The organism is Affinibrenneria salicis (assembly GCF_008710095.1).
This window is the reverse complement of sequence record NZ_VYKJ01000013.1, coordinates 128650-152739: the sequence shown is the minus strand read 5'-3', so window position 1 is coordinate 152739 and position 24090 is coordinate 128650. Positions and strand designations below refer to the sequence as shown.

The following is a 24090-nucleotide window of genomic DNA, read 5'->3' as shown; positions in this document are numbered from 1 at the left end:
TCGTTTGTAATTACGTTGTTTGCCAATCTACTCTTTCCTTTACAGCTATTGCAGGTTGATGTCTTACATTGTCGGGCGCAAATTCATCTTCCCCGTTGCCGAGATGGAATACCGCCACGGTACCGGTCAGCATACCTGCTTGTTCTTCAAGGGAGCGCACGGCGGATGATGCCTGTTCGACCAGAGCCGCATTTTGCTGCGTCACGCGGTCCATTTCGCTCACCGCCAGCGCCACCTGCTCGATTCCCCGACTTTGTTCATCCGAAGCCGAAGCGATCTCCTGCATGATATCGGTCACGCTGGTGACGGAGTTCACGATCGCTTCCATCGTGTCGCCGGCCGATTCGACCAGCGTCACCCCCTGGTGGACCCGGTTGACGGAGTCATCGATCAGCCCTTTAATTTCTTTCGCCGCCTGCGCGCTGCGTTGCGCCAGACTGCGTACCTCACCGGCCACGACCGCAAAGCCCCGCCCCTGCTCTCCGGCTCGCGCCGCCTCAACGGCGGCGTTCAGCGCCAGAATATTGGTCTGGAAAGCGATGCCGTCGATCACGCTGGTGATATCGCTGATCTTGCGAGAGCTTACCGCAATATCCTGCATTGTCGTCACGACGTTAGCGGTCAGATCACCCCCCTTTTTCGCCGTTGACGACGCGGCGGACGCCAGTTGCGCCGCCTGATGGGCGTTATCGGCGTTCTGTTTCACCGTCGCCGTCAGCTGCTCCATGCTGGCCGCGGTTTGCTCCAGCGCCGAGGCCTGCTGTTCGGTGCGCGACGACAAATCGTTATTGCCGGCGCTGATCTCCTGCACGCCGGTCAGCATCGCATGGGCGCCGTGACGCACCGACCAGACCGTACTGGCCAGCGCGTGCTGCATTTTCTGCAGGCTGCTAAACAAGATGCCGATTTCGTTGCGGCCGAAGTCGGCGATATTGCCGGCCAGATTACCGGCGGCGATACGTTCGAAATGTTCGCGCATCGCGTCCAGCGGCTGCAGCAGCATTTTCCGCATGCCGAGCACCCCGGCGAGCGTGATCAAAATAGACAGCAGCACCCCGATGCCAAACGACCAGCCGGACGAGATATAAGATGCGTGGCTGTCTTCGCTAAACCCGGCCAGCACATCGTTACATAAGGCTATATAGGCGCCGAACTGCGTTTCGAACTCATCCTGAAATTTTTGCGTCGGCTGGTCGAGAAACGGTTGCAGCTGACCATCGTCAAGGAAATCAACCAGTTCACCCAGCGCGGCGCGCAGGCGGCCGTAGCTCTCTTTTGTCGACGCCGTCATGGCGACGCCCTGCTCAGTGACGCGCGGCAGATCCACAAAACGGTTAAAATGCGCATCCGCCTGCGCCAGAGACTGTCTGGCGCTGTTCATCAGTACGCTCACCTGTTCCTGCGGCCGCTGCAGCGCCGCGCGCGTGGCGGCGCGATTCAACGTATTGCGCGTCTGCAGCAGCGACGCCCAGCTCAGACTCAGCGCATCGCGCTGCTGGTTGACCATTTCCACCTGCCCGATGCTGTAATAGTTGTCGCGGAAGGCGTTAAACGACAGACTGCTGGTGGTCAACTGCATGGCGCAAAACACTAACAGCAGCAAAAACAAACTGGTTGAAACGCGAATTTTACTGAACAGCACGATAGCTCTCTCCCTGGTCGTGGCCAGAATGACGCAAATAATTAAAAAGATCCCCAGCCGTCGGCGGATGACGATAACGTCCTGTTTTCCGCTTTTTCTGGTTTGTTTATCCGACCCCGCAGTAAAGGGCGTCGGCTCCCTGACGCACCGCGCTCAGCGTAACGACGAACTCGCAGGCCGCTCATTGATTAACAAGTCGACCGGGACACATCGCCTCTGCCCAGATGGCCAACAGGTTCAATCGCCCTGTGCGGCGGATAAATCAGAATACCGATTAACTCCAATCCAACGCCCATGGCGAAGCGCCACCCGAACGGTTTCCGCCTGAAATCCATTGGGCATATGGTTAACTATGATGAAAGTTCCGGATCGCACAGAAACGGCGATCCGGTAATCAGCGAAAGGTCAGACCTTCGCGACGCTATCGACCAGCGCCATCTCTTCGCTGCTGAGCAGTTTTTCAATATCCACCAGGATCAGCATACGTTCGCCCAGCGAACCCAGACCGGTCAGGTATTCGGTCGACAAGGTGACGGCGAACTCCGGCGCCGGGCGGATCTGCTCCGCCGTCAGAGACAACACGTCCGATACGCCGTCAACCACAATACCGACCACGCGCTGCCCCAGGTTGAGCACGATAACCACGGTGTTGTCGTCATATTCCACTTCCTGCTGAGCAAACTTAATGCGCAGATCGACAATCGGTACGATCACGCCGCGCAGATTGGTTACCCCTTTAATAAAGGCCGGGGTATTAGCGATGCGCGTCACCTGATCATAACCGCGGATTTCCTGTACCTTTAAAATATCCACGCCATACTCTTCATCACCCAGCGTGAAAATCAGAAATTCCTGTCCGACCGTTTCACCCGCCAGTTTTGTCACGTTTGCCAGTCCCGCCATGTTGTTCACCTTTAATCAATCAACTCTTTGGTTTTATTGTTAAGCTGCGGTTTCAACCACGCGCTTTTCCCGGTTAAGCGTCTGCAGTGCGGAAACATCCACAATCAGCGCCACGCTGCCGTCGCCCAAAATGGTCGCGCCGGAAACGCCGGGAACCTTGCGGTAGTTACTTTCCAGATTTTTCACCACAACCTGATGCTGCCCGATGAGCTGATCGACCAGCAGCGCATAGCGACGCCCCGCGCTTTGCAAAATCACCACGATGCCTTGCGTGGCGTCCGTTTTCGCTCCGGCGACGTCAAAAATATGGTACAGCTCGACCAGCGGTAAATACTCGCCGCGCACTTCCAGTACGCGCTCGCCGCCGGCCAGCGGGTAAAGATCTTCCTGCTGCGGCTGCAGCGACTCCATCACCGCATTCAGCGGCAGGATAAAGACTTCATTGCTGACCTTGACCGACATCCCGTCCAGAATGGCCAGCGTCAGCGGCAGCAGAATACGGATGGTGGTGCCTTTGCCGCGCTGGAAATAAATTTCCACATGGCCGCCCATTTCCTGAATATTTCGCTTCACCACATCCATCCCGACCCCGCGGCCGGAGACGTCGGTTACTTTCTCGGCGGTTGAGAAGCCCGGCGCGAAAATCAGCATCCCGACTTCTTCATCGGTCATGCTGTCGCTGACCGGCAGCCCCTGCGACAGCGCCTTAGCCAGAATTCTCTCCCGGTTTAATCCGGCGCCGTCGTCAATCACTTCGATACAGATATTGCCGCCCTGATGTTCGGCGGACAGGGTCAGATTGCCGATTTCCGGCTTGCCGGCGGCCTGCCGTTTTTCCGGCTCTTCAATACCGTGATCCAGACTGTTGCGCACCAGATGCGTTAACGGGTCGATAATGCGTTCGATCAGACTCTTATCCAGCTCGGTCGAGCTGCCTTCCAGGGTCAGTTCGACTTTTTTGCCGAGTTTGGCCGCCAGATCGCGCACCAGACGCGGGAAGCGACTAAAGACATACTCCATCGGCATCATTCGGATCGACATCACCGATTCCTGCAGATCGCGCGCATTGCGCTCCAGTTGCCCCATGCTGTTGAGCAGATCGCCATGCGCCACCGGGTCCAGTTCGCTGGAACGCTGAGCCAGCATGGACTGGGTAATCACCAGTTCGCCGACCAGGTTAATCAGCTGGTCGACCTTCTCGACCGCAACGCGAATACTGCTTTCGCCGGTTTTCGGTTTCGCCTTCATCGCTTCCGGCGCGTGGGCCGGTTTGGCGGCGGCTTTCACCGCCGGGGCCGGCGGCGCGCTGTGCTCAGGCTCGGCCGGCTGCGGCGCGGGTTCTGCGGCGGGCGCGAGCGCGGCAGTGTCCTGCGCGGCGGCGGGCGCGAAGCTGATCTGTTCCGGCTCCAGCACAAAGCACAGCACCGCGCTGATATCGTCCTGGCTGGCCGACGTTTCCAGCGTTATCTCAAGGCTATCGCTGGTCTGCTGCGACTGTTTAACCGTGCCGAGGTTGCCCAGTTCTTCCAGCATCTGCGGAATTTCCGCCTCTTTTAGCGCGGATAGCCGAATATACAATTCGCCGGAGGACGCCGGCGCGATGCCGCCCTGAACCGCGGCGGGCGCAGTGGCGGTCGCCTCGCTCCCTGCGGCGCTGTTGTTCTCCTGCGACTCAAGAGCCAGCTGGCGCAGAGCCTGACAGATATACTCAAAGCTCTCAGCATTGGGCTCCTGCGCGGTTTTGTAAGCGTCCAACTGATCCTGCATAATATCTTTCGTTTCCAGAAACAGGTTGATGATGTCGGTGCTGAGACGCATTTCACCGCGTCTGGCACCATCGAGTAAGTTCTCTAAAAGGTGGGTGGTTTCCTGTAATACCTTGAAACCGAAGGTGCCTGCGCCACCTTTGATCGAATGGGCGGCCCGAAAAATCGCATTCATTTGCTCTGTATCGGGTGCCTGCGGATCGAGCAGCAACAGGTGTTGCTCCATATCCGCCAATAATTCATCTGCTTCATCAAAAAAAGTTTGATAGAAAGCGCTCATGTCCATGCTCACGTCGTCACCTCTGCTGTGAATCGCGGCTTATTGATGAAGGTGTCGCCTGACTGTCCGGCGCTGCAGGCAGCGCTGTCGTGGGCTGCGGACGCGCCGGCTCCGGCACCTCACTAACGGGTTGCTGTGGTAAATCTGTAACAGTATTGTCGGCAGGAGGGGCCATAAGTTTAGGGTTATTGGTCTCTACGCTGCGTAAATTTTCTGGTGTTTCAACGTCAACCGCCTCGCTGTTGTCGTTTTCATGTTCAATATTGGCCTGAGCCTCTTTATTCAGCACCAGCAGGCTAATGCGGCGGTTAATCGCGTTGTCGCCATCGGTCTGTTTCAGCCCCATGGTGGCGGCCATACCGACCACCCTTAACACCTTGCCCTCGGACAAGCCGCCGGCAATCAGTTCGCGACGCGAACTGTTGGCGCGATCGGCAGACAGTTCCCAGTTGCTGTAGCCGCGTTCACCGTTGGCATAAGGAATGTCGTCGGTATGGCCGGACAGGCTAAGCTTATTGGGAATATCGTTAAGAATCGGGGCGATGGCGCGCAGGATGTCGCTCATATAGGGCTCGACCTGGGCGCTGCCGGTCTTGAACATCGGCCGTTTCTGGCTATCGATGATCTGGATGCGCAGCCCTTCGTCGACCATCTCAATCAGCAGATGCGGACGCAATGCGCGCAGACGGGGATCGGACTCGATCAGCGCATCCAGCCGTTCGCGCAGGCGATTGAGGCGCAGCTCTTCCAGCTGGCGTTCTTTCTTGCTGGTCGAGTCGATTTTCGGCTGTTTCCTGACCACGCCCTCCTGCTGAGTGGGATCGTTGCCGCCGCCGGGAATGACGCTGGTGTCCTCACTGCTTTTGGTGCCGTTGGTCAACGCCGCCTTAAGCGGGGTTCGGAAATACTCGGCGATTTGCGTCAGCTGGCTGGGCGAAGCGATGGCGATCAGCCACATCACCAGGAACAGCGCCATCATCGCCGTCATAAAGTCGGCATAAGCAATCTTCCAGGAGCCGCCGTGGTGGCCTCCATGACCTGACTTACGCTTCTTGCGGATAATAGGATGAGCATGTTTCATGCGGCATCATCCGTCGCCTGTTGCTGAGCCGGCGCCTTAACCCGACGGATATGCTCTTCCAGTTCGGAGAAGGAAGGTCGTTCGGATGAATACAGGGTTTTACGCCCGAACTCGACGGCGATTTGCGGCGCATAACCGTTCAGGCTCGACAGCAGCGTAACCTTGATACACTGCAGCAGCTTGATTTTTTCGGCATTTTTCTGCCGCAGCAGCGTGGCCAGCGGCGAAACGAAGCCGTAGGCCATCAGGATGCCGAGAAACGTCCCCACCATCGCATGTGCGATCATCATCCCCAGTTCCGCCGCCGGACGATCGACGAAGGCCAGCGAATGCACCACCCCCATTACCGCCGCCACGATACCAAAGGCGGGCAGCGCGTCGCCGACCATCGTCAGGCTGCCGGCCGGCTGTTCGCATTCATGCTCGACGGTTTCGATTTCTTCATCCATCAGCGTTTCGATTTCAAACGCGTTCATATTGCCGCTGACCATCAGCCGCAGATAATCGGTAATAAATTCAATCGCGTGGTCATCGGCCAGCAGACGCGGGTAGCTGGAGAATATTTCGCTCTCTTTCGGGCTGTCGATATCGGATTCCAGCGACAGCATGCCCTGCTGACGGGATTTCGCCATCAGACGAAACAACAGCGCCATCAGGTCCATATACAGCACCCGGTTATAACGTGAGCCGCGAAACAAAATGGGAAAGGCGCGCAGCGTCGCTTTGATCGCTTTGCCGTTATTGCCAACGATAAAGGCCCCGATGGCGGCCCCGCCGATGATCAGCAATTCTGAGGGTTGATACAATGCGCCGAGGTGCCCCCCGACCATGAGATAGCCACCCAGAATGGAACCCACAATCACGATATATCCCAATATGACTAACACAAGAATTCCTCACTCCGAAATGGGCGGAAGATAACGGGAAAAACACGGAAGAGTTGAGAATGATGAGAGAAGAGACCTGCGCGCAGTGACACGTTTTAGCTGCGGCAGATCCCTGTAATATCAGGCTCAGACTGCGTGTTTTACCTGTTCATCCAGCAGTTGAGGTATAATATCGGCCAGATTTGGCGAAAGTTTACGTTTTTTTACCGCGCGGGAAGGTGGCTGGCACAGGCTGCAAACGAAGCCGTTCAGCGGCTGGTGAGCGTGAGTAATAAACGAGCCGCCGCAGCAGCTACAGGTTGAAAGCTGGAGCATTCCGCTATCGACAAAACGCACCAGTGTCCATGCACGGGTCAGCGCTAACAGCGGCGTATCGCCATGAGGGGCGCACTGCTCAATGTATAGCCGGTATGCTTTGATCACGGCTTCCACACCATTGCTTTTACCGGCTTTTAACAGCCATGCATAGGTGTTGTAAAACATCGAAGAATGAATATTTTGTTCCCAGGTCATAAACCAATCAGTAGAAAACGGCAACATTCCTTTTGGCGGAGGGCTACCCCTCAGCTCTTTATAAAGTTTAATCAGGCGGCCGCGGCTGAGCTGAGTTTCGCTCTCCAGCATTTGCAAACGGGCGCCCAAAGAGATCAGCTCCATCGCCAGCTGAATATCTTTTGCTTCCTGAACAATACTTTTTTCCACCATCGCTATGCCCTTTTTTTAGGCGGGGTCTCTTCTTTCGAAGAAATCTGTTGCAATAAATGGCTCGACAATAAGATCCCGGTGTGAATTTGCTGCAAATCGTCTACACGTGATTCCTGCGTTAATATCCTGATTGTATTGTGGTCATTAAAGCGAAAATGGCATATTAACTGGTTGGTTTCCGCCAGTTTCACCATTTGAGGCAGCGTAAGCTTTAACAACGCATCCGCCATCTCTTCATCAATTCCCAGGCGAAACATTGCCGAATCTTTCTCGGCATTGATTAAGCGCTGGGCCAGTAACAGATAAGACAAGTTAATGTCATAAATGTGCTTGAGTAATTCAGAGGTACCCATATTTCCCATCCCGACAGGTTATGCTTAAAACATAAGTAAGGTGATAGACCATATCGCCTGGTTCAGAAATCACTCTTCATTGTTGGCATAAGGAAAACCACTGGTGCCAGACATTGACTGAATCGTTCATTTTTAAATCTACAGATGATAATATCGGCAACACCTCGGTTACCTAACACCGATTCCATCCTGCTTGCACTCCTGTACGCCCTTCTCCCCCCACTCATATTTATAAGATTATTCCTAAAACACGGCCACTCTACCGCCTAATCCGCAGCACATACAACGCAGCTGAAGAATAATTTTAATAATTATGTGATCTAGATCACAAAAATGGAAGTTTTATGTTTGTTTTATCGTCTGGTAATACCTCTTTACAGTTTTTGCGCCGCTCTGACCCTCCCTCACGCAAAAAGCACACTCGCCGCCACAGGCCGATAAAAAATAAAAAAACAGATAAATATCAATTAAATAAAAACACCCTAATCGCTATACATCGACCAGGTCGCCGTCAGATCGTGGAAAAACAGTTGTGCAAGCTGTGTCTGAAGAGTCAGCAGAACTGGCAGAAGCAGTAAAACAGGGGGATTGACAAAACAGAATAATTATGATCAATAAAATATAATAATCAGATTAATGATTCTTATTAAAAATCATTAATCTGATAGTAATCACTCTGGGGAATAAATAAATTTCATCAAAAAAATAAAACGCAAACGGACATGGCTAAAAGTCAAATACGGTTAACGAAACCCGCAACCTCAGCAGAGAAATCATTATCATAAATACAGCATCGACATCTTTATTGACGATAAAAAATCGTATAAATAAAAAAACAACTAACGTTATAAAGTCGTCGTCATTATTCCGTCATCAACCCAATATCGCAACGCGGATATCAGCTATCGTTAATTAATTATCAGCATCGTTGGCAGGGAATCATCCACGCGTGATACTTTATCAAACAAAATCTGGTTTATCGCAAAGCGATAATATATAGCATCAGCTCAAAGTAACTAAAGTTAAAAAAGTCGCTAAACAGTAATATTTCGATCACAAAAGAGAAGGCGCCGCTTAGCCATAATGCTAGCAATTGTGCGTCATGACGGCCATCCGTACGAAATTCGCCCTAAAACGGGCTCTTCAGACAAAGAAACCGCTATCATTGCATATTAATTCGACATTTTTTACTCAACTCCGTTAGCTTGCGCTACGTCAGTCCCAGAGAAGCATCGCCCGACGCGCTGCGCCGCCGCTGTTTTGACTACAGTTTTTTTACAGTTCACGATCGATATCCCACGCCATAACGGCAGAACGCCAGCGCCCATCAGAATAGTACCGCCTAATAACCATCAGCCAAATTAATGAACTCTGAAAGCAGATTGCACCAGGCGGGGCAAACTAATCGATCCGCCCTCCGATAAAGCATAAAAAATGTTTAGCCCGATTAATGGGTCAGTAATAATATTAGCCCAGCGCCTGGCGTCGCTATTCTGCCGTATTCATCTGTGGCGATAACGCGTGAACAATGATCACGACCGGATAATGAATTATACGCCGGCCCCCCCGCTCCGCATTCACGCCGACATGCGAGATCGAATAAGAATTAAGATTATTACTCATTGCCCGAAGACCTGAGCGCAGAAATATATTTTGGGGTCGCGGGCGACATTCTACGCCCCTGCTCCGCGCCGACGGGATGATGTCGGACCGCTTTAACCTGTCATAGTCGGTAGCGCTGGCTGAGTCTGCGCACAGCAACAAGCGCCATGGTGGACGACGGTTGTCCCGCGATGGCGCACTGTTGCGTATCGGCACGCGTCGCGCAACGCGCAAACACCGCGATGAGCGACGCGACCCTTTCAACCTGCGGAAAATTACGCAGCAGCCGACCTCCGGCTGGCGGTCAACTCATACAGCACGACGACAATTTGCTATTCGCAAAGCTCAACGAAGGTTCCATCCTGACTGTCGTTTTCATTAAAAAACCACACGCCGGCAGGATACTCATCCAGAGAAACCAGATACATGGTGCCCTCATGGAAGGTTTCGACGGCCAGAATAGTCCCCTTGCGCCGGTCGGCGCCATCCGTCTTTACCATCACAACATCATTAACCTTCATTATCTACCCGCTAAATATTGCTCAGTGGAAGTTTAAACCCAATAGTTTTCCGGCCGCGGGTCAGCGGCAAAACGGCTAATCACGGCCGCGAACGCCGCTTAGCAACCAGAGAACCAATACGCGCCGGCCACCCGAAAACAAAAGCTATAGTACAAAATGAGTATAGATTGTGCCAACGCGGATGCACACGTCTCGGTGCGCCGGAACTGAGAACCCAGACCATGCCGTTAACCGCAGACGAACGCGCTGTCAGCTCATCGCGACAGAATAGATAGCGCCCTTTTTCATAAAGCTCTTATCCTGGGAAAATTGCTCCGTTGCGGGACATATTCTTCTTGATAGCAAACGCCGGCGCCTTACGGGCAACGGGTTTTCCGCTTGCGGCTAGCAACGCCGCGGCTCCGCCTGAACGCCGCAGCATATTGCTGTCTTGCCATAGTGGCCTCGATTGCCTCGATTGCCTCGATTGCCTCGATTGCCTCGATTGCCTCGATTGCCTCGATTGCCTCGATTGCCTCGATTGCCTCGATTGCCTCGATTGCCTCGATTGTCTCGATTGTCTCGATTGTCTCGATTGTCTCGATTGTCTCGATTGTCTCGATTGTCTCGATTGTCTCGATTGATTTGAAAATAAGGTGGCGCTAAATCAAGGACAGATCACCGTTCTGCAAGGCTCAGCCGAACAAGTTCCCTTCCCTATAATCATTCCGCTGGCCGTCAGCCCGGCTGATGCCGCGCCCGTACCGACCGTCATCTGAGACTCCGCCGGCCAGGGGGACGACGGAAGAAAACATTGCATACTGACCTCGCCACTGCCGTAAAAATCAGCCCGAACGCCGGCGAGGCAATATGAAGCAATCTGTTGATGAAACGGCGTCGCGGCCAGGGCCACGACGGACTGAGTTTGACACGGATAACCGCCACGCCTGCCCGCGCTAATTGGCTAGCTGCTTTTTTCGCGAGGATTACCACCCAGGTATTTACTTTACTCCGGACATTAAAAAACCCGCCTAATGGCGGGTTCAGTGAATTAAGCCGTTTTCTACTCTATTTCAGAGTCCACCCTGATAATCGTCTGACAGTCTTTTTCACGAAAGCCTGATATGTCGGCATATTCTTTGTCACTACAGTTTAATGTCGCCAGATCTCGCAATGTTGCCTGAGCATATTCATATCCATTTTCACGCAGCAACTCTGTCGACTTATCACTTAACGCCTCAGGAGGAAGACCATCACTTGCCGCGGCCATGACGGCATTACCCATGGCACCTTCTTGTATTGCTGCTTTGATGGTGGGATTTTTTGCAATATCAGGATGTTCATTAATAAAGTCAGAAACCGTTTTAGCCGATGCTACTGTAGACATAAAACCCAGAGAAGCTATAAATATCATTCGTTTCATAAAAGAGGCCCATCCGCTATTTTGTATTTATCCTCACCCAATCATACGTCCAAAACTGACGCGCTACATCCATGTTTTTGCGGATGACGCCAACGCTGAGGGTAGACTGACCGTTGCGAGCGACACAAGCCATACCTGACCCACCACTACTATCTGCGGCGGGTAGTATCGACTAAGTTGTCACATTGTTGTAATCGCCTTTTGATCTCAGGAAGGTGATGTTGGCGGATTCAGGCTTAGCTCATTCAGAACTTAATCCGCACAAAAACTGGCGCTACTGATGCCATATTCGCGGCACAGTTCAGGTACGGGTGTTCCAATCTCTGCCCGCTTAAGGATAGCGATGATCCGGCAGTCGATAAAGCGTGATGTATCAGCTTCGCGGCCCTTCGGCTCATAGCGAATTGCCTGCATTCAGATTACGGGGAAATGCTATCCATGAGCACTCTGTTTTTTCAACGCAATTATCAGATCGATATATAAATATTGATTTGAAAAAACAATCACAGCTTCTCGTCCATTGGTCGATAACCGTTAGTTACCCGGAAAACGTAGAGAGGAGCAAAAATGGCAGGTTTATTTAAAATCCCCGCATTCACCGCGCTGATAACGCTGGTCACTATCGGGAATGTCCATGCGATAGAAATCTGGCATACCGACACCGTGTGGGCGGGTCAGGGGGCGTGTAGCGCACAATTCACGCTGGATAACGGCGGAGCGTTTGGTGAGCCGGTAGGAAAACTGGAAATCTCTGTCGACGTGCTGGATAAGAGCGGAAAGGTGCTGCAAAAAGATACGCTCAACGTAGAGCCGTTTGGCGATTCAAACGCGACCCGTTATCAGACCGCATTACTGGAAGGTGAAAACTACTGTGAAAGCGATTTGACCATCAATATCACACAGGTAATTGAAATAGCCGGAAGAGCAAAGAAAGCGCTTCCGGTAAATGAATTCTCTGCCCGGGAATTTAAACCATACACCGTTCTGGTCGACGGAAAGAAAACGCGCCCGGTGACACCATGATTTCACTCCCCCCGCTTAATTTCGCTGAGAAAACATCATGACGTCAGTACAAAAAATAACATATACCCTCGGCGGTATGGACTGGTACTGAAAACGCGCCAGATCTGGCCGATTAAGCATCAATGCATCGGCCATTTTGCCAGTCTGATTGCGGTGTATTCAGGTCGAGCTAAAACTGAATGTGCATACGTCATGAGTTAAACAATTTATTTTCGTTTCTGAGCGGTCAGAAGCCCAGTAAAGATTTGATGCCGGCATAAAGTGCCAATACATCAAAGCCGATTGCACCGACGTACCTCAAGAACCAAATGGCGGCCGGCTTAACAACCGATGGTTGAATGGCTGAGCGCTGCGGGCTGGCGCTTCAAAGCCGTGATTACCGCAACCGCTCTTAAGCACCGCCTGGCGCCCGGCGTCAGTTCGTCGTGGACATCTATTAGCGCACGTCATGCTTGCCGCGGGACGCGACACGATACAATACGGGATTGAAAAATGAGATTCAGCCTGGTGCCATGGCGACCAGAGAGAGCGACCTCGCCCAGGACAGCAGCTCGCCACGACGGTGCGCTGCGGTGTCGCGTCCGTCGACGCTTGGGCGGCTGCACAGTTGGTCTGTCTAACGAAATAGAGAGAAGCAGACTCTCTATGGCTTAACCGTCGTCGTCATTTTGGCTTCATCTATTATCCATTGAGCAAACTCTTGTATTGGCTTCCCGCTTAATCCGATCGGCTCAGGGAGGATGAGACAGAATGTTTTGGCGATGGTTTTCCCCTCTGGCCACGGAGCGGCCAACCTGCCTGACGCAAGTTCGGTTTCAACGTAGAGGCGCGGTACCAGCGCAACGCCCAGGCCGGCCAGGGCCGCTTCAATCAACATGGCATGAAGATCGTAGCGCGCGCCAATTGCAGGATTGGTCAGTGAGATTCCAGTTTCCTGGGAGTAACGTTGCCAGGCTTCAGGGTTTTGTCGTCGGTGCAGGCGCGGTAGCGTATCCAATGCGATTGTCCCTTTGCCTTCCGTCAGAAACTCAGGATGACAAACCGGAACCAGCACTTCATTCAACAGTCGGTGTATCCGCATTCCCGTCCAGGCCGGATGTTCGAAATGGATTGCCGCATCAAATCCGCTTTCGGCCAGGACGAAGGGTTCCATGCGCTCGGCAAGATGTACCGTGATGTTCGGATGTTTCTGCTGGAATCGCGACAAGCGAGGAATGAGCCATCGCATGGCGAAAGTCGGGATGGCGGCAATATCCAGGCTTGCTCCATTGCCCGGCTGTCCCATCAGGTACTGGCTGTCCCGTTCCAGTCGGTCAAGCAATTCACCAACCTGGGTCGCATAGCGTTCTCCGTTAGGCAGGAGCCGGACGCGATTTCCGATTCGCTCGAACAGCATGACGCCGAGGAACGTTTCCAGGCGGCCAATCTGACGGCTGATAGCGCCTTCGGTTAGAGACAGTTCGTTCGCCGCACGCGCAAAACTACCATGGCGTGCAGCCGCCTCGAATGCCATCAGGGATGTATTGCTGGGGATTTTACGGCGCATAAACGTTCCTGATTCGGATCTGAATGTCCGACTCACCTTGATTTTTTATCACTGAAGCATACCGAAAAATCGATTTCTATGCACATTCCAACGCCATAACATGACATAACGTCAACAAAGGAACCCGGACGCACAACGCTTCCGGTCGCGAGTGATCTAATGATTTATACCGTCGAATGCAGCTTCGTCGATCCAGCCGAAGAAGCGGAGTGGAATGCTTTTTATAGTCTGGAAAAACTACCCGCGCTCATTTCAGTAAGCGGATTCCAAACCTCGCAGCGCTTCAAGGCGTTGAGCGCCGATTGCCCGCGTTACCTCGCCATTCATTCGATCGACAATCTCAATATTCTTCAGGGAGATGAGTATCGTCAGAAAGGCGGTGGTAATTTTGCGCGCTGGCAGCGGCACATCACTGACTGGCGCCGCAATCTTTACGGTGGTATTAACCGTGCTCCGGCCATCAGTAAAGACGAATATCTGGTGGAGAGTGCAGTCGGCCCCGGGCGTCTCATCGAGATGGGCCTCACGCCTTATCAGATGCAGGCTGTTGCATTAGAGAAATTGCCTGAACATCGGTGGCTGGCGAAGCTGGCTCGCCCCATTGACCTCAGTCTGGAAGGCCTTCCGCAGGGCGTCCATCTCTATGTGCCGATGACTGAGCAATTGACAAGCAGCGGTGATGCCGCTTCCCTGGCGTCGAGGTAGAATCGAAATGCCCAACGTCACGATTTTTATCCCGGCGGAAGAGATGCCGCCAGAAGGGAATCTCTCCGCACTTACCGCGCAATGCGCCCGGCTTTGCACAGGAATTCTTAAGGCTGCGCCAGAGAACGTGCACATCATCTATGTGGCTGTTCGTTACGGACGAGGACACCCGGCGTTCGCAGAAATCAAATATCGTCTTGAACCGTTCAGGACGAAATCAATCATGGATTCCTTCATGGAAAGACTGGATGAAATCATAAAACGAAATACGGGTCTTACTGCACGCATTCGTTGCTTTGGCTATGCGGCAACGGCCATTCATGCACGCAACTGATTATCGACCTGGAGTATAGCGATGAATAACATGAAATTTCCCGGCCAGCAGACTGGAATGTTTTCGATCACGGCTATCAGTGACGGATACCTTTCCACAAGTCTGGATTCGCTTTCCAATATCGATCCAGCGGATGCATCCCGACGCCAGCAAGACGCAGGTGTGAACGATCCATCTGCTATTCACATCAATTGCTACCTGGTTCGTGGCCGTGGTCGCACTATTTTGATCGATGCAGGCGCAGGGGGATTTAAACAATGGGGCGGCAAACTAAAAGCAAATCTTGCAATTGCTGGCGTACGCCCCTCCGATATCGACACGATTCTTCTGACTCATGCTCATCCCGACCATATCGGAGGGTTGGTTGATTCGTCAGGAGAAGCGGCCTTCCCCGATACAGAATTAGTCATCCACCAGCGTGAGGTTTCTTTCTGGGAGGATGATGGTAATCTCAGTCGGGCGAGTGAGCGCGCTCGTGGAAACTTTCTATTTGCCCGGAATGTCTTCGATAAATATCGGGAGAAGATACGCACGTTTACTAATAATGAAGTCCTCCCTGGCGTCAGTGCGGTCCCCCTTCCGGGGCATACCGCAGGACATACTGGTTATCGCCTTGACTCCGCTAATCATAGCCTGTTGATATGGGGGGATATCGTTCATTTCCCTCAAATCCAGATTGCTCGCCCCGACGTATCAATTGCATTTGACCAGAACCCGACGATTGCCGCCGACACACGTTCAAAACTGCTGGATATCGTCAGTTCGGACAAGATTCTTATCGCGGGTATGCACCTTGGCGAACCTGGATTTGCACATATCGAGCGGGCAGGTAAGATCTACAAAATATCTTACGAAACCTGAGGAATCGATCCTGGCGACTGGCTCTGGCCCACGCCGAGAGAAAACCAGGCAGGACGAACGGGAAATCGAGCGTCATTGCGCTCAGGCTGGAGAAGGGATTTATTGAATAAATCATTTTAGGCACGGCCGGGCCGTTTTCATGTCGTTCTGGCAATGTAAATGTGCACGGCATACCCAGTGGGGTCATGGCGTTCATTACTTTTCCCCGCGTCATCGCCTTCCTCATCGACATCATCGTAATCTCACAGCGATAGCCATTCACCGTACACCGGTTTCAATCGTAACATCGCTATTTCCGCCACTGAACTCACACGGCAGACGACGTTCCCTCATTGATCCCCGTCAGACGCCGGGTCGCCCTCTTCCGCCATCCTGGCGACATTTTCGCACTGCTGATTAGCGATCCGCCATACTCCAGCGGCGGCATGGCGCATACCAGCCGCACGACCAGCCCGGCAATGAATACCCCTGTCACTCACGCTATCCCGAATGCTCAAGCGATAACCGGGATGCCCGTTCATAGTCGTTCTGGATGACGCAGTGGATGGAACAGACCTGCCGGCTGATTATTCCCTTCGGCTATGCCATGTTGTTTAGTGACTGGCGGCAGTTGTCGATACTGACCGATGTATTACAGATCGGCGGCTTTATCTGGCGCGGTCTGGCGCCGTGGGATAAAACCGCGGCCAGCCGTGCTCCGCATACCGGCTATTCTCGTCATCAGTGTGAGTACATGGACTGGGGCAGAGTCGGCACTTTGCCTAAATGTCAGCAGGACGCCCCGTGGCCGGGAATGCTATCGCAACGGGTTATCCCGACGGAAAAGCTGCATATGACAGGTAAGCCGGTGGAGCCGATCAGGCCGGTCTCGCCCGATGGACACATCCTTGATCGGTTATGGACAGCGCCTCAACCGCCCCTGCCGTTCTGCATGCCGGCTATCGTTTCACCTGTATTGAGATGAGCCAGCCGTATTTTGATATCGCCTGCCGCCGGCTTAAGGATTTTCTGAATAGCCCGGAGAATGTTTCTGAAGCCGGCGTGAAAATACGCTCTCCGCGCCATCCTTCAGATAACACCGTTCACCCACGCTGATGTTTCTTCTGGAACATCAGACTCATCATTTTCGCTAACGTACGGGCATCCGTTACGGCGCCGGAGCGACAGGCCGGAGCAACGCTCCTGATGCGTGGAGGCGTTTATCGCCAGGTGCGGCTTACTCCACGTCACCTCTTTCCCGCCCTGTGTGTTTTCGCGTTTCCCTCGCCGATAACCCCAGGGCGCGGCCATATCCCTGAGTGAATAAGCACACTTTTACGCTCAGTTTTCTTCGCAAAGCACATTATCCACTCACTTGTTTTTCATACTGTTACACAAGCAGCTAACCGCTGGGCCGTCGATCGTTATCACCGATCGATAAGATCTAATCGATCTATGAAAACGATTATCTTTTGATCGGCAATGCAGGTAAGATCTTTTTAAGATCTTAATATAACCATATGTTTTTAATGAACTATTTCCATTTTTGGAAAGGATTAGCTATGCCTTGTTTTTACTTAAACAGGTGCCTGATTTTCACGTCATAAACACAGCCTATTTAGCTGGATCGGTTGAACCAGTGCAGATAACTCATGTTTTTGCACAGTACGACTTATTATTCTTATAAGGTAAATAACTAACCATGTTTGATTACAATATAATAAAAAACATTATTGATATTGATAATACCATGAACCGGGGGGAAAATATTTTCCATGTAGCATATGGCGTCGATGGGGATTTTGTTTATGGTGTTGGCGTTTCAATCGCATCACTATTGTTAAACAATAAAGAGATTAGCTTTAATTTTCATGTTTTTATCGACTCTGTAGATGAATCAAGAGTAAAATTATTTCAAGAGCTTTCTTTAAAAAATAAAACAAGAATAGTCCTTTATGAAATAGATGGGAGTGGATTCAATAAATTACCTATTCCATCAAAGGCATGGAGCCCTGCAATTTACTACAGATTACTAATAATCCATTATTTATCCAAATCATTAAATTATGTTTTATATTTGGATGCAGATGTCATATGCAAAGGAAGTATTTCTTACTTTTTAAGTTTGAATTTTGAAAACGATACCATGGCATATACTGTTGCTGATGATCATGCAAAGGAAAAATCAAATCTTGACAATATAGACACGAGAAAATATTTCAACTCTGGCGTTATGTACATGTCAGTTAAAAAGATGGCAGAAAAAAATATACCAGAAAATGTACTACAACTTGTTCAGAACAACAATTTTTTATATCCAGACCAGGATGCGTTAAACATACTCATGAATAAACATGTTGTTAATATCGATAAAGTTTATAACTATATATTCTCTATCGATAGTCATATAACAAAAAGACGGTCTGGAAATTCACTTATTAGCGATGATGTCGTTTTAATTCATTATGTTGGGTTAACCAAACCATTTCATAGCTGGAGTACATTTTACACGGAGATACGTTTTTTTGAACAGGCACGAGAAACATCCCCCTGGCGTAACGTACCACTATTAAACCCCGTGAATTATAAGCAAATGTCGAGACAAAAGTCTCACTTTAAACATAACCACAAGTATGTTCTTTTTATTCTGTCTTATTTAAAGTATTTAAAACTTAAATTTTTTTCAAAAAAATGACAGGTTACGAATGAAAATTTTCAGCAAAAAAAAAGGTGCCGGTTTTTTTGGAAAAAAATACGAGTATAAATTATTAAATATTAATGCGTTATCTATTATAAGACATTATGCACATGATGAAATACGGTTATTCAACTTTCCCATTTGGCATAAAAATAGAAACGACAACCCCAGAATTATCCTGAATGAGCAGAAGCAGTTAAAAAATCTAGCACTCGCAGACTCCTTGTCTTCGAGCAATATTGAACGCCGCATTCTTTTCGTCGTAGATTATCTTCAGGAAACTGGCGGTGTGGAATCACGTATAACACGCCTATTTTATTTTTTACAAGAAAATGGCTACTCTCCGATGATCATCTCCACATACAATCGTTACAAACAACTTCTTACCTTTCCTAATTTTTCGCTTGATTACAAAGCACCTAATGCAACTAAACTCTTTATGGCACTAATAGAAACGATAAAGCCCGGGGTTGTCGAATTTCAATTTAAATCGACTCGTTTTTTTCATGACATAGATCTCGATAAATTACTTAAAGTAACAAGAGTAGGATGCTGTATTCATGAACAACTAAAAATTGATCAGAAACGGCTCAATAAACTCAACTACAGAACAGCCAGTGCTTATCGAAAAGGTATTTCCAATGTTACTCATATCTTAAATTGGATTGAGCATCTTACCCCTGTATGGCAGTATAAGAAGCAAAGTAAAGCGCTTTTCATCTCTCGCATTGAACCAGATAAGATACTTACCATCATTAATTTTATTTCTATATGCCATAAAAATGGATGGAATTTTGAAATTGCCGGTACCTATGATAAAGAAAAAAACAGAGAAACAGTTGAAAAGATAGTGTCTTTAGATGTGTCAAAAAGCGCATTTATTGGCCATATCGACACGATAAAACATCTGAAAGAGAATGTAGACAAATACCTTTTTATTAGTGGCGTTGGCCAGATTCCTATAGAAGCGGCATCTTTAGGATATCCTGTGCTTATAACACCACATTTTGATAATCCTGACCTATCCACATTTGTCACGCCTCAGAACATTACTTTTCTCCAACACCAGAATTTTGTACTTCGAGAAATCCCTGAAAATTATCTTTCCGTATTGGGAAATGTTAATGAATTTAAAGATTCATTAAATGAAGAGCGGAGACTGGCTAATTTTCTCCCCCAGAATGAAATGCAAAAATCATGTAACCAAAGCGTCATTCTTGGGAAATATTTGGCGTTGTTAAATAAATCGGAAAATAATAAAAAATGAATTGGTAATCCTCCCCAAAAAAGCAGACAACCAAAAAGAAACAGAAAAAACAGCAGCCGCTAAGGGAATTACATGGCCGGCGCTTTATCTGTCGCGGTCTGGCGCCGTGGTATAACACCGCATCCAGCCATGCGCCGCATACCGGCCATTCTCGTCATCAGTGTGAGTACGTGGTCTGGGGCAGAGTCGGCACTTTGCCTAAATGTCAGCACGACGACCCGTGGCCGGGAATACTATCGCAACGGATTATACCGGCAGAAAAGCTGCATATGACAGGTAAGCCGGTGGAGCTGATGGCCCGGCCGATCAGACCGGTCTCGCCCGATGGTCACATCCTTGATCGGTTATGGACAGCGCCTCAACCGCCCCTGCCGTTCTGCGTGCCGGCTATCGTTTCACCTGTATTGAGATGAGCCAGCCATATTTTGATATCGCCTGCCGCCGGCTTAAGGATTTTCTGAATCGCCCGGAGAATGTTTCTGATCGAGGGGTCAGTCACGGTAGCTGGCAGGGAGGTGATACAGACCGGACTCCGCATATCTTTTTATTTATCAGAAAGTAAAAACCCAGGAGGGTTTTATTCTGATCTTTCAGGTAAAGTTTGTATATCAGATACCCGGCGACAATAGAAAGACTGATATAAATAAACCGTTCAATCCCTGTATCAGAGTAAATGAACAAATAAATAGAGAAAAAGAATAAAAAGCCTAAAAAAACACACATTAAATTCTCAAGCAATGTATTGCTATCTTAATCGATAGAAGCTGTTTTCTGACTGAGTACTCTGCACCTTTCCCTGCTTTTCATCGCCCGGCGTTTTTCAGACATAAAAAAACCGCCTTACGGCGGTCAAATATTCTTATCTAACTACTTATTTTAATTAGACTTTAATTCATGGTGCCCGGGGCGGGACTTGAACCCGCACAGCGCGTACGCCGAGGGATTTTAAATCCCTTGTGTCTACCGATTCCACCACCCGGGCCGAAAGTGGAGGCGCGTCCCGGAGTCGAACCGAGGTAGGCGGATTTGCAATCCGCTGCATGGCCACTCTGCCAACGCGCCGTATTCTTTAATTATTACCTTGCAATCAGTGAGTTAACCTTTCAGATTTGCATCAGGATCCATCCAGCTGCTTATCCTAACTTACTGATTAATAATGTTTTTCCGTTTCCCGTTTCAGGAATGGACGCTATTATGGCCTTGTTAGTCATGGATGGCAAGTCCCTTTTCACCCATCCTTGTCCGAATGCTCAAAACTACGCCATTTATGTGATTGCACAGGAAATTCCGCCTGAATTCGGCGTTTAATCGTCGCGCAAACGCGCGATTTGAGGGAAATTCAGTCAGCCGATTGCGCCACGCGCAGCGCGCGGGCGTCATGAAGTGAAACGCCCGACCGCCGCAATCCGCATGACGCAGCGGATTGCGGCGGCCGGACATAATTCGGCTTCAACTGGCCGTATCCGTGATGGCGGCTTTAACCCATTTGGCCAGCGCCTGGGGCGTAAGCGCGCAGGAGAACAGATAGCCCTGCCCTACGGGACAGCGCAGATTAGCCAGCAGTCGGCGCTGTTCTTCCGTTTCCACGCCTTCGGCCACCACCGCCAGATCCAGGCTGCGGCCAATGCCGATGACCGCCGTCACCAGCGCTTGCTGACGGTTTTCCTTCAGGCATTTGTCGATAAAGCTGCGATCGATTTTCACCTCGGTTACCGGCAAATTGGCCAGGTTCGACAAACTGGAAAAGCCGGTGCCGAAATCATCCACCGATAAACCGACGCCCAGCGCACGAATGCGATGCACCACCTCCAGCATATCGTCGGTCAGCGCCATCATGGTGCTTTCGGTAATCTCAATGGTCAGACACTGGCCGGGCAGACGATGTTCGCGCAGGACGCCGTCGACAAAATCCGGCAAATCACGATGGCGAAAATTAAACGGCGAGAGGTTGACCGAAACCTGCGGTACCGCCAACTGGTCATTGCGCCATCCGGCCATCTGGCGACAGGCCTCGCGCAACGCCCAGCGGCCAATCGCATCAATTTTGCCGATCTCTTCGGCCAGGCGGATAAATTTATCCGGCGGCACCACGCCAAACTGCGGATCATACCAGCGAGCCAGCGCCTCAACGCCGTACAGTCTCCCGCTTTGCAGGCAGATCTGCGGCTGATATTGCAAACGCAGATCGCCGGCGGCAATCGCGCGTTTTAACGCGGCGCCGAGCAGCAGGCGCTCGCGGGCGATCATATTCATTTCCGGCGCAAAGAACTGCCAGCCGCCGCCGCCGGCGTCCCGCGCGCGGTTCATCGCGTGTTTGGCATAGGTGAGCAGAATATCGCGATCGTGCCCGCCTTCCGGGTAGTGGCTGATGCCAATGCTGACGGACAGGCTCAGTGAATGACCGCTGACGTCGATCGGTTCGCCGATAATCTGCTGAATCTGCTCCGCCATTAGCGAAGCGTGACGAATGTCGTAGCCGGGCGCGATGATGAAAAACAGGTCGCCCTCGGAACGGTACAGAAACTCGCCGGAGCGCAAACCATTTTTCAGCCGGTTGGCCATGGTGACCATCACCAGGTCGCCGGCCGCATAGCCCAGCGTATCGTTAATATCGCGCAGACGATCGAGATCCAGACAAAAAACCGCGATTTCCTGTTCCGGCGAATCGCTCAGTTGCTCATCCATTTTCAGATACAGCTGATCGCGATTAGGCAAACCGGTAAGCGCATCAAACTGCACCAGATGAGTCATATGCTGGCGGTTTTCTTCACGTTCGAGCGCCAGCTTGCAGAGATGTACGCAGGTATGCGCGATGCGCTCCAGCCACGCATTGAGTTCGCCGCCGGGCTTAAAGTAAAAGGAGAACGTTCCCACCACCTCGCCATCGCGCCGTTTGACCGGATAGGTCCAGCAGGCGTGCACGCCCAGCGGCAGCACCAAATGCCGCCAGGCGGCCCACAGCGGGTCGCTGCCGATATCGCTGACGATAACCGGCTCGCCGCGATAAGCGCTGGTGCCGCTGCTGGCCACGCCTTCGCCGATCTCCACCCCGTTCCAGATCGCCGTGTAGCCGGGCGGGAAGTTGGGCGCGGCCCACGGACGAATGCGCCGTTCTTCAACACGGCAGACATCCACCACCACGCCAGGCGCAATCGCTTCAATACGCCGGCACAGGTAATCGCCCAGCCCCTCAAACGACAGGTTGCTGGTCAGCGCCTCCAACACATCACGCTCCAGCTCTCTAATCTGCCGCTCTTCAGTGACATCGGTAACGATATCCACCGAATAGCCATACAGATCGGCCAGTTTAACGTCGAGAGCGGGCGAGCTGGATATTCTCACCCAGGCCTCGCGTTGGTCCTTATACAGAACCATCGCTTCAGCCATGCAGCAGGCTTTTCCCCAGGGACGCGCACAGAACTGTTCAAGTTCATCGCCCGGCATTGACGGGCTGATGAGGACCGAGAGCAGATCGCGTCCCATCACCTCATCCAGCCGGAAACCATATACCTGGCTAAAGGCCTGGTTGACATGTGCGATCCGGCGGCCGGCGTCAAAAACCATAACCGGATAATCAGTGTGATTGACCGCCAGCAGCAGCAGGCGATCCTGTTCACGCCGCAGCATCGCGGCGGACACATCCTGCGCCATGAACATCACGTAAATACAGTTGTCGAGTTCAAAACGGTTTAGCGTCAACGACGCCCAGCGTTTCCGGCCATCACGCCGTTTCAGCCGTATCGTCTGGTTGTTCGCGGCGTCATCCAGCATTCTCTGCGACCCGTCGCGGCCGTCATCGTATGACTGCAGCGCCATCTCCGGCAGCAGTGTCCGTATACTCTCGCCAGAGACTTCATGGCGCTCATAACCCCAAAGGCGCTCTGCGGCCCGGTTAAAAAACTGAACAACGTCATTTTCATCAACCAGTACGACAGCCACAGCGGACTGTTCTAACGCAGAAAGCAAAATGCGATGGATATCAGCGCCCGGATTTTCCATCTTGATCATGACTGATCCTCTATGCAAACCGGCAGCAGCAGTTAATCGTCCGGATATCAGGTTTGCGGCAGATATTCTGTACCAGGATACAGTGCGGCACACACGACACTATCACCATACGAAGCGTGCTATAGGTAATTTTTACAATTTTTTCGCTACAACTTCGTTACATTCTGATAGCACGGAAAAGTTATTATTAGCAAGACAACTAAATTATCGGCAGTACGAAAAAAAATCTGAACCTCAGATTACTCTGCGGCCGGCAAGGCAATTGAACGCAGACAGCGATAGTCACTTCGCTATTCTTCCCATTGATGGGAAAAAATCATTTTTCCCCGGCCGGACAACGGTTCCCTCCGCTCGCCGCACCGGCCGGTCGCGAGAAAGGGATGACAGAACGGATTAATCACGACCGGACAAAGGAAGCGAGGGCGCGCCAGGCGATTTCTGTCGTACCGCACGCATTTTATCGAGAATCTCCCAGGCTATAGTCCTTTCATGACGACATTATTTCATTGCGTCAGCTAACCGATGTT

The 24090-nt window shown here is 51.2% G+C and carries 21 protein-coding genes and 2 tRNA genes; 9 read left to right on the top strand and 14 right to left on the bottom strand.

The features are described from left to right. Positions 1–10: 10 nt before the first annotated feature. The 8 genes from FJU30_RS21080 to dsrB all read right to left on the bottom strand — a co-directional run bounded on the left by FJU30_RS21080 (position 11) and on the right by dsrB (position 9740). Positions 11–1639: a methyl-accepting chemotaxis protein gene (locus tag FJU30_RS21080; protein ID WP_150436992.1), complete on the bottom strand. Its 1629-nt coding sequence runs from the start codon at positions 1637–1639 to the stop codon at positions 11–13. Between the two features lie 408 nt (positions 1640–2047). Then, complete coding sequence (gene cheW, locus FJU30_RS21075; RefSeq protein ID WP_150436940.1) at positions 2048–2545, bottom strand: chemotaxis protein CheW; 498 nt, start codon at positions 2543–2545, stop codon at positions 2048–2050. 39 nt (positions 2546–2584) lie between these two features. Then, the gene (gene cheA / locus FJU30_RS21070; RefSeq protein ID WP_191091662.1) at positions 2585–4591 is read right to left on the bottom strand and encodes a chemotaxis protein CheA; all 2007 of its coding nucleotides are present in this window, start codon (positions 4589–4591) and stop codon (positions 2585–2587) included. A 16-nt stretch (positions 4592–4607) separates the two neighbouring features. Then, positions 4608–5672: a flagellar motor protein MotB gene (gene motB / locus FJU30_RS21065; RefSeq protein ID WP_150436939.1), complete on the bottom strand. Its 1065-nt coding sequence runs from the start codon at positions 5670–5672 to the stop codon at positions 4608–4610. Then, positions 5669–6559: a flagellar motor stator protein MotA gene (motA, locus tag FJU30_RS21060; RefSeq protein ID WP_150436938.1), complete on the bottom strand. Its 891-nt coding sequence runs from the start codon at positions 6557–6559 to the stop codon at positions 5669–5671. Before motA ends, motB begins: the two co-directional genes overlap by 4 nt. Positions 6560–6685: 126 nt before the next feature. Next, positions 6686–7264 carry a flagellar transcriptional regulator FlhC gene (flhC, locus tag FJU30_RS21055; protein WP_150436937.1) on the bottom strand — a complete coding sequence of 193 codons (579 nt, stop codon included), beginning with the start codon at positions 7262–7264 and terminating at the stop codon, positions 6686–6688. A gap of 2 nt (positions 7265–7266) precedes the next feature. Continuing rightward, positions 7267–7617: a flagellar transcriptional regulator FlhD gene (gene flhD, locus FJU30_RS21050; protein WP_150436936.1), complete on the bottom strand. Its 351-nt coding sequence runs from the start codon at positions 7615–7617 to the stop codon at positions 7267–7269. A gap of 1934 nt (positions 7618–9551) precedes the next feature. Beyond that, positions 9552–9740, bottom strand: coding sequence for a protein DsrB (gene dsrB, locus FJU30_RS21045; protein ID WP_150436935.1), 189 nt, complete (start codon positions 9738–9740; stop codon positions 9552–9554). Positions 9741–10118: 378 nt separating this feature from the next. Here dsrB and FJU30_RS27310 point away from each other — a divergent pair, with 378 nt between their 5' ends. After that, positions 10119–10385 (top strand): hypothetical protein, encoded by a 267-nt coding sequence (locus FJU30_RS27310; protein WP_223881660.1) that lies wholly within the window; start codon positions 10119–10121, stop codon positions 10383–10385. A 397-nt stretch (positions 10386–10782) separates the two neighbouring features. On the opposite strand, the gene FJU30_RS21040 is transcribed toward FJU30_RS27310, so the two are convergent. Next, positions 10783–11142 carry a hypothetical protein gene (locus tag FJU30_RS21040; RefSeq protein ID WP_150436934.1) on the bottom strand — a complete coding sequence of 120 codons (360 nt, stop codon included), beginning with the start codon at positions 11140–11142 and terminating at the stop codon, positions 10783–10785. 567 nt (positions 11143–11709) lie between these two features. Between FJU30_RS21040 and FJU30_RS21035 the strand changes: the two genes are divergently transcribed. Further along, positions 11710–12165 carry an IrmA family protein gene (locus FJU30_RS21035; RefSeq protein WP_150436933.1) on the top strand — a complete coding sequence of 152 codons (456 nt, stop codon included), beginning with the start codon at positions 11710–11712 and terminating at the stop codon, positions 12163–12165. A 643-nt stretch (positions 12166–12808) separates the two neighbouring features. Here FJU30_RS21035 and FJU30_RS21030 read toward each other — a convergent pair. Continuing rightward, a complete protein-coding gene (locus tag FJU30_RS21030; protein WP_150436932.1) occupies positions 12809–13711 on the bottom strand; it encodes a LysR substrate-binding domain-containing protein in 903 nt (300 codons plus the stop codon). 159 nt (positions 13712–13870) lie between these two features. On the opposite strand from FJU30_RS21030, the gene FJU30_RS21025 reads away from it, so the two are divergent. The 3 genes from FJU30_RS21025 to FJU30_RS21015 are packed head-to-tail and all read left to right on the top strand — an operon-like array spanning position 13871 to position 15611. Continuing rightward, complete coding sequence (locus FJU30_RS21025) at positions 13871–14416, top strand: sugar ABC transporter (protein ID WP_150436931.1); 546 nt, start codon at positions 13871–13873, stop codon at positions 14414–14416. A gap of 7 nt (positions 14417–14423) precedes the next feature. Beyond that, positions 14424–14750 carry a hypothetical protein gene (locus FJU30_RS21020; protein ID WP_150436930.1) on the top strand — a complete coding sequence of 109 codons (327 nt, stop codon included), beginning with the start codon at positions 14424–14426 and terminating at the stop codon, positions 14748–14750. A 21-nt stretch (positions 14751–14771) separates the two neighbouring features. After that, positions 14772–15611 carry an MBL fold metallo-hydrolase gene (locus tag FJU30_RS21015; protein WP_150436929.1) on the top strand — a complete coding sequence of 280 codons (840 nt, stop codon included), beginning with the start codon at positions 14772–14774 and terminating at the stop codon, positions 15609–15611. A gap of 307 nt (positions 15612–15918) precedes the next feature. Here FJU30_RS21015 and FJU30_RS26915 read toward each other — a convergent pair whose 3' ends face one another. Continuing rightward, positions 15919–16086 (bottom strand): hypothetical protein, encoded by a 168-nt coding sequence (locus FJU30_RS26915; protein WP_191091661.1) that lies wholly within the window; start codon positions 16084–16086, stop codon positions 15919–15921. 69 nt (positions 16087–16155) lie between these two features. Between FJU30_RS26915 and FJU30_RS21010 the strand changes: the two genes are divergently transcribed. The 3 genes from FJU30_RS21010 to FJU30_RS21000 all read left to right on the top strand — a co-directional run bounded on the left by FJU30_RS21010 (position 16156) and on the right by FJU30_RS21000 (position 19555). Then, entirely contained in the window at positions 16156–16575 is a 420-nt protein-coding gene (locus FJU30_RS21010; protein ID WP_150436928.1) for a hypothetical protein, read from the top strand. Positions 16576–17292: 717 nt separating this feature from the next. Next, positions 17293–18285 (top strand): glycosyltransferase, encoded by a 993-nt coding sequence (locus FJU30_RS21005; RefSeq protein ID WP_150436927.1) that lies wholly within the window; start codon positions 17293–17295, stop codon positions 18283–18285. Positions 18286–18295: 10 nt separating this feature from the next. Then, positions 18296–19555, top strand: a complete 1260-nt coding sequence (locus FJU30_RS21000; RefSeq protein ID WP_150436926.1) for a glycosyltransferase family protein — start codon at positions 18296–18298, stop codon at positions 19553–19555. Between the two features lie 895 nt (positions 19556–20450). Here FJU30_RS21000 and FJU30_RS20995 read toward each other — a convergent pair. Next, positions 20451–20537 (bottom strand) — tRNA-Leu (locus FJU30_RS20995). A 6-nt stretch (positions 20538–20543) separates the two neighbouring features. Beyond that, positions 20544–20617 (bottom strand) — tRNA-Cys (locus tag FJU30_RS20990). On the opposite strand from FJU30_RS20990, the gene FJU30_RS20985 reads away from it, so the two are divergent. Next, the gene (locus FJU30_RS20985; protein WP_150436925.1) at positions 20582–20863 is read left to right on the top strand and encodes a hypothetical protein; all 282 of its coding nucleotides are present in this window, start codon (positions 20582–20584) and stop codon (positions 20861–20863) included. The genes FJU30_RS20990 and FJU30_RS20985 overlap by 36 nt on opposite strands. Before the next feature lie 141 nt (positions 20864–21004). On the opposite strand, the gene dosP is transcribed toward FJU30_RS20985, so the two are convergent. Beyond that, positions 21005–23563, bottom strand: coding sequence for an oxygen-sensing cyclic-di-GMP phosphodiesterase DosP (gene dosP / locus FJU30_RS20980; RefSeq protein ID WP_150436924.1), 2559 nt, complete (start codon positions 23561–23563; stop codon positions 21005–21007). Positions 23564–24090 lie beyond the last annotated feature (527 nt).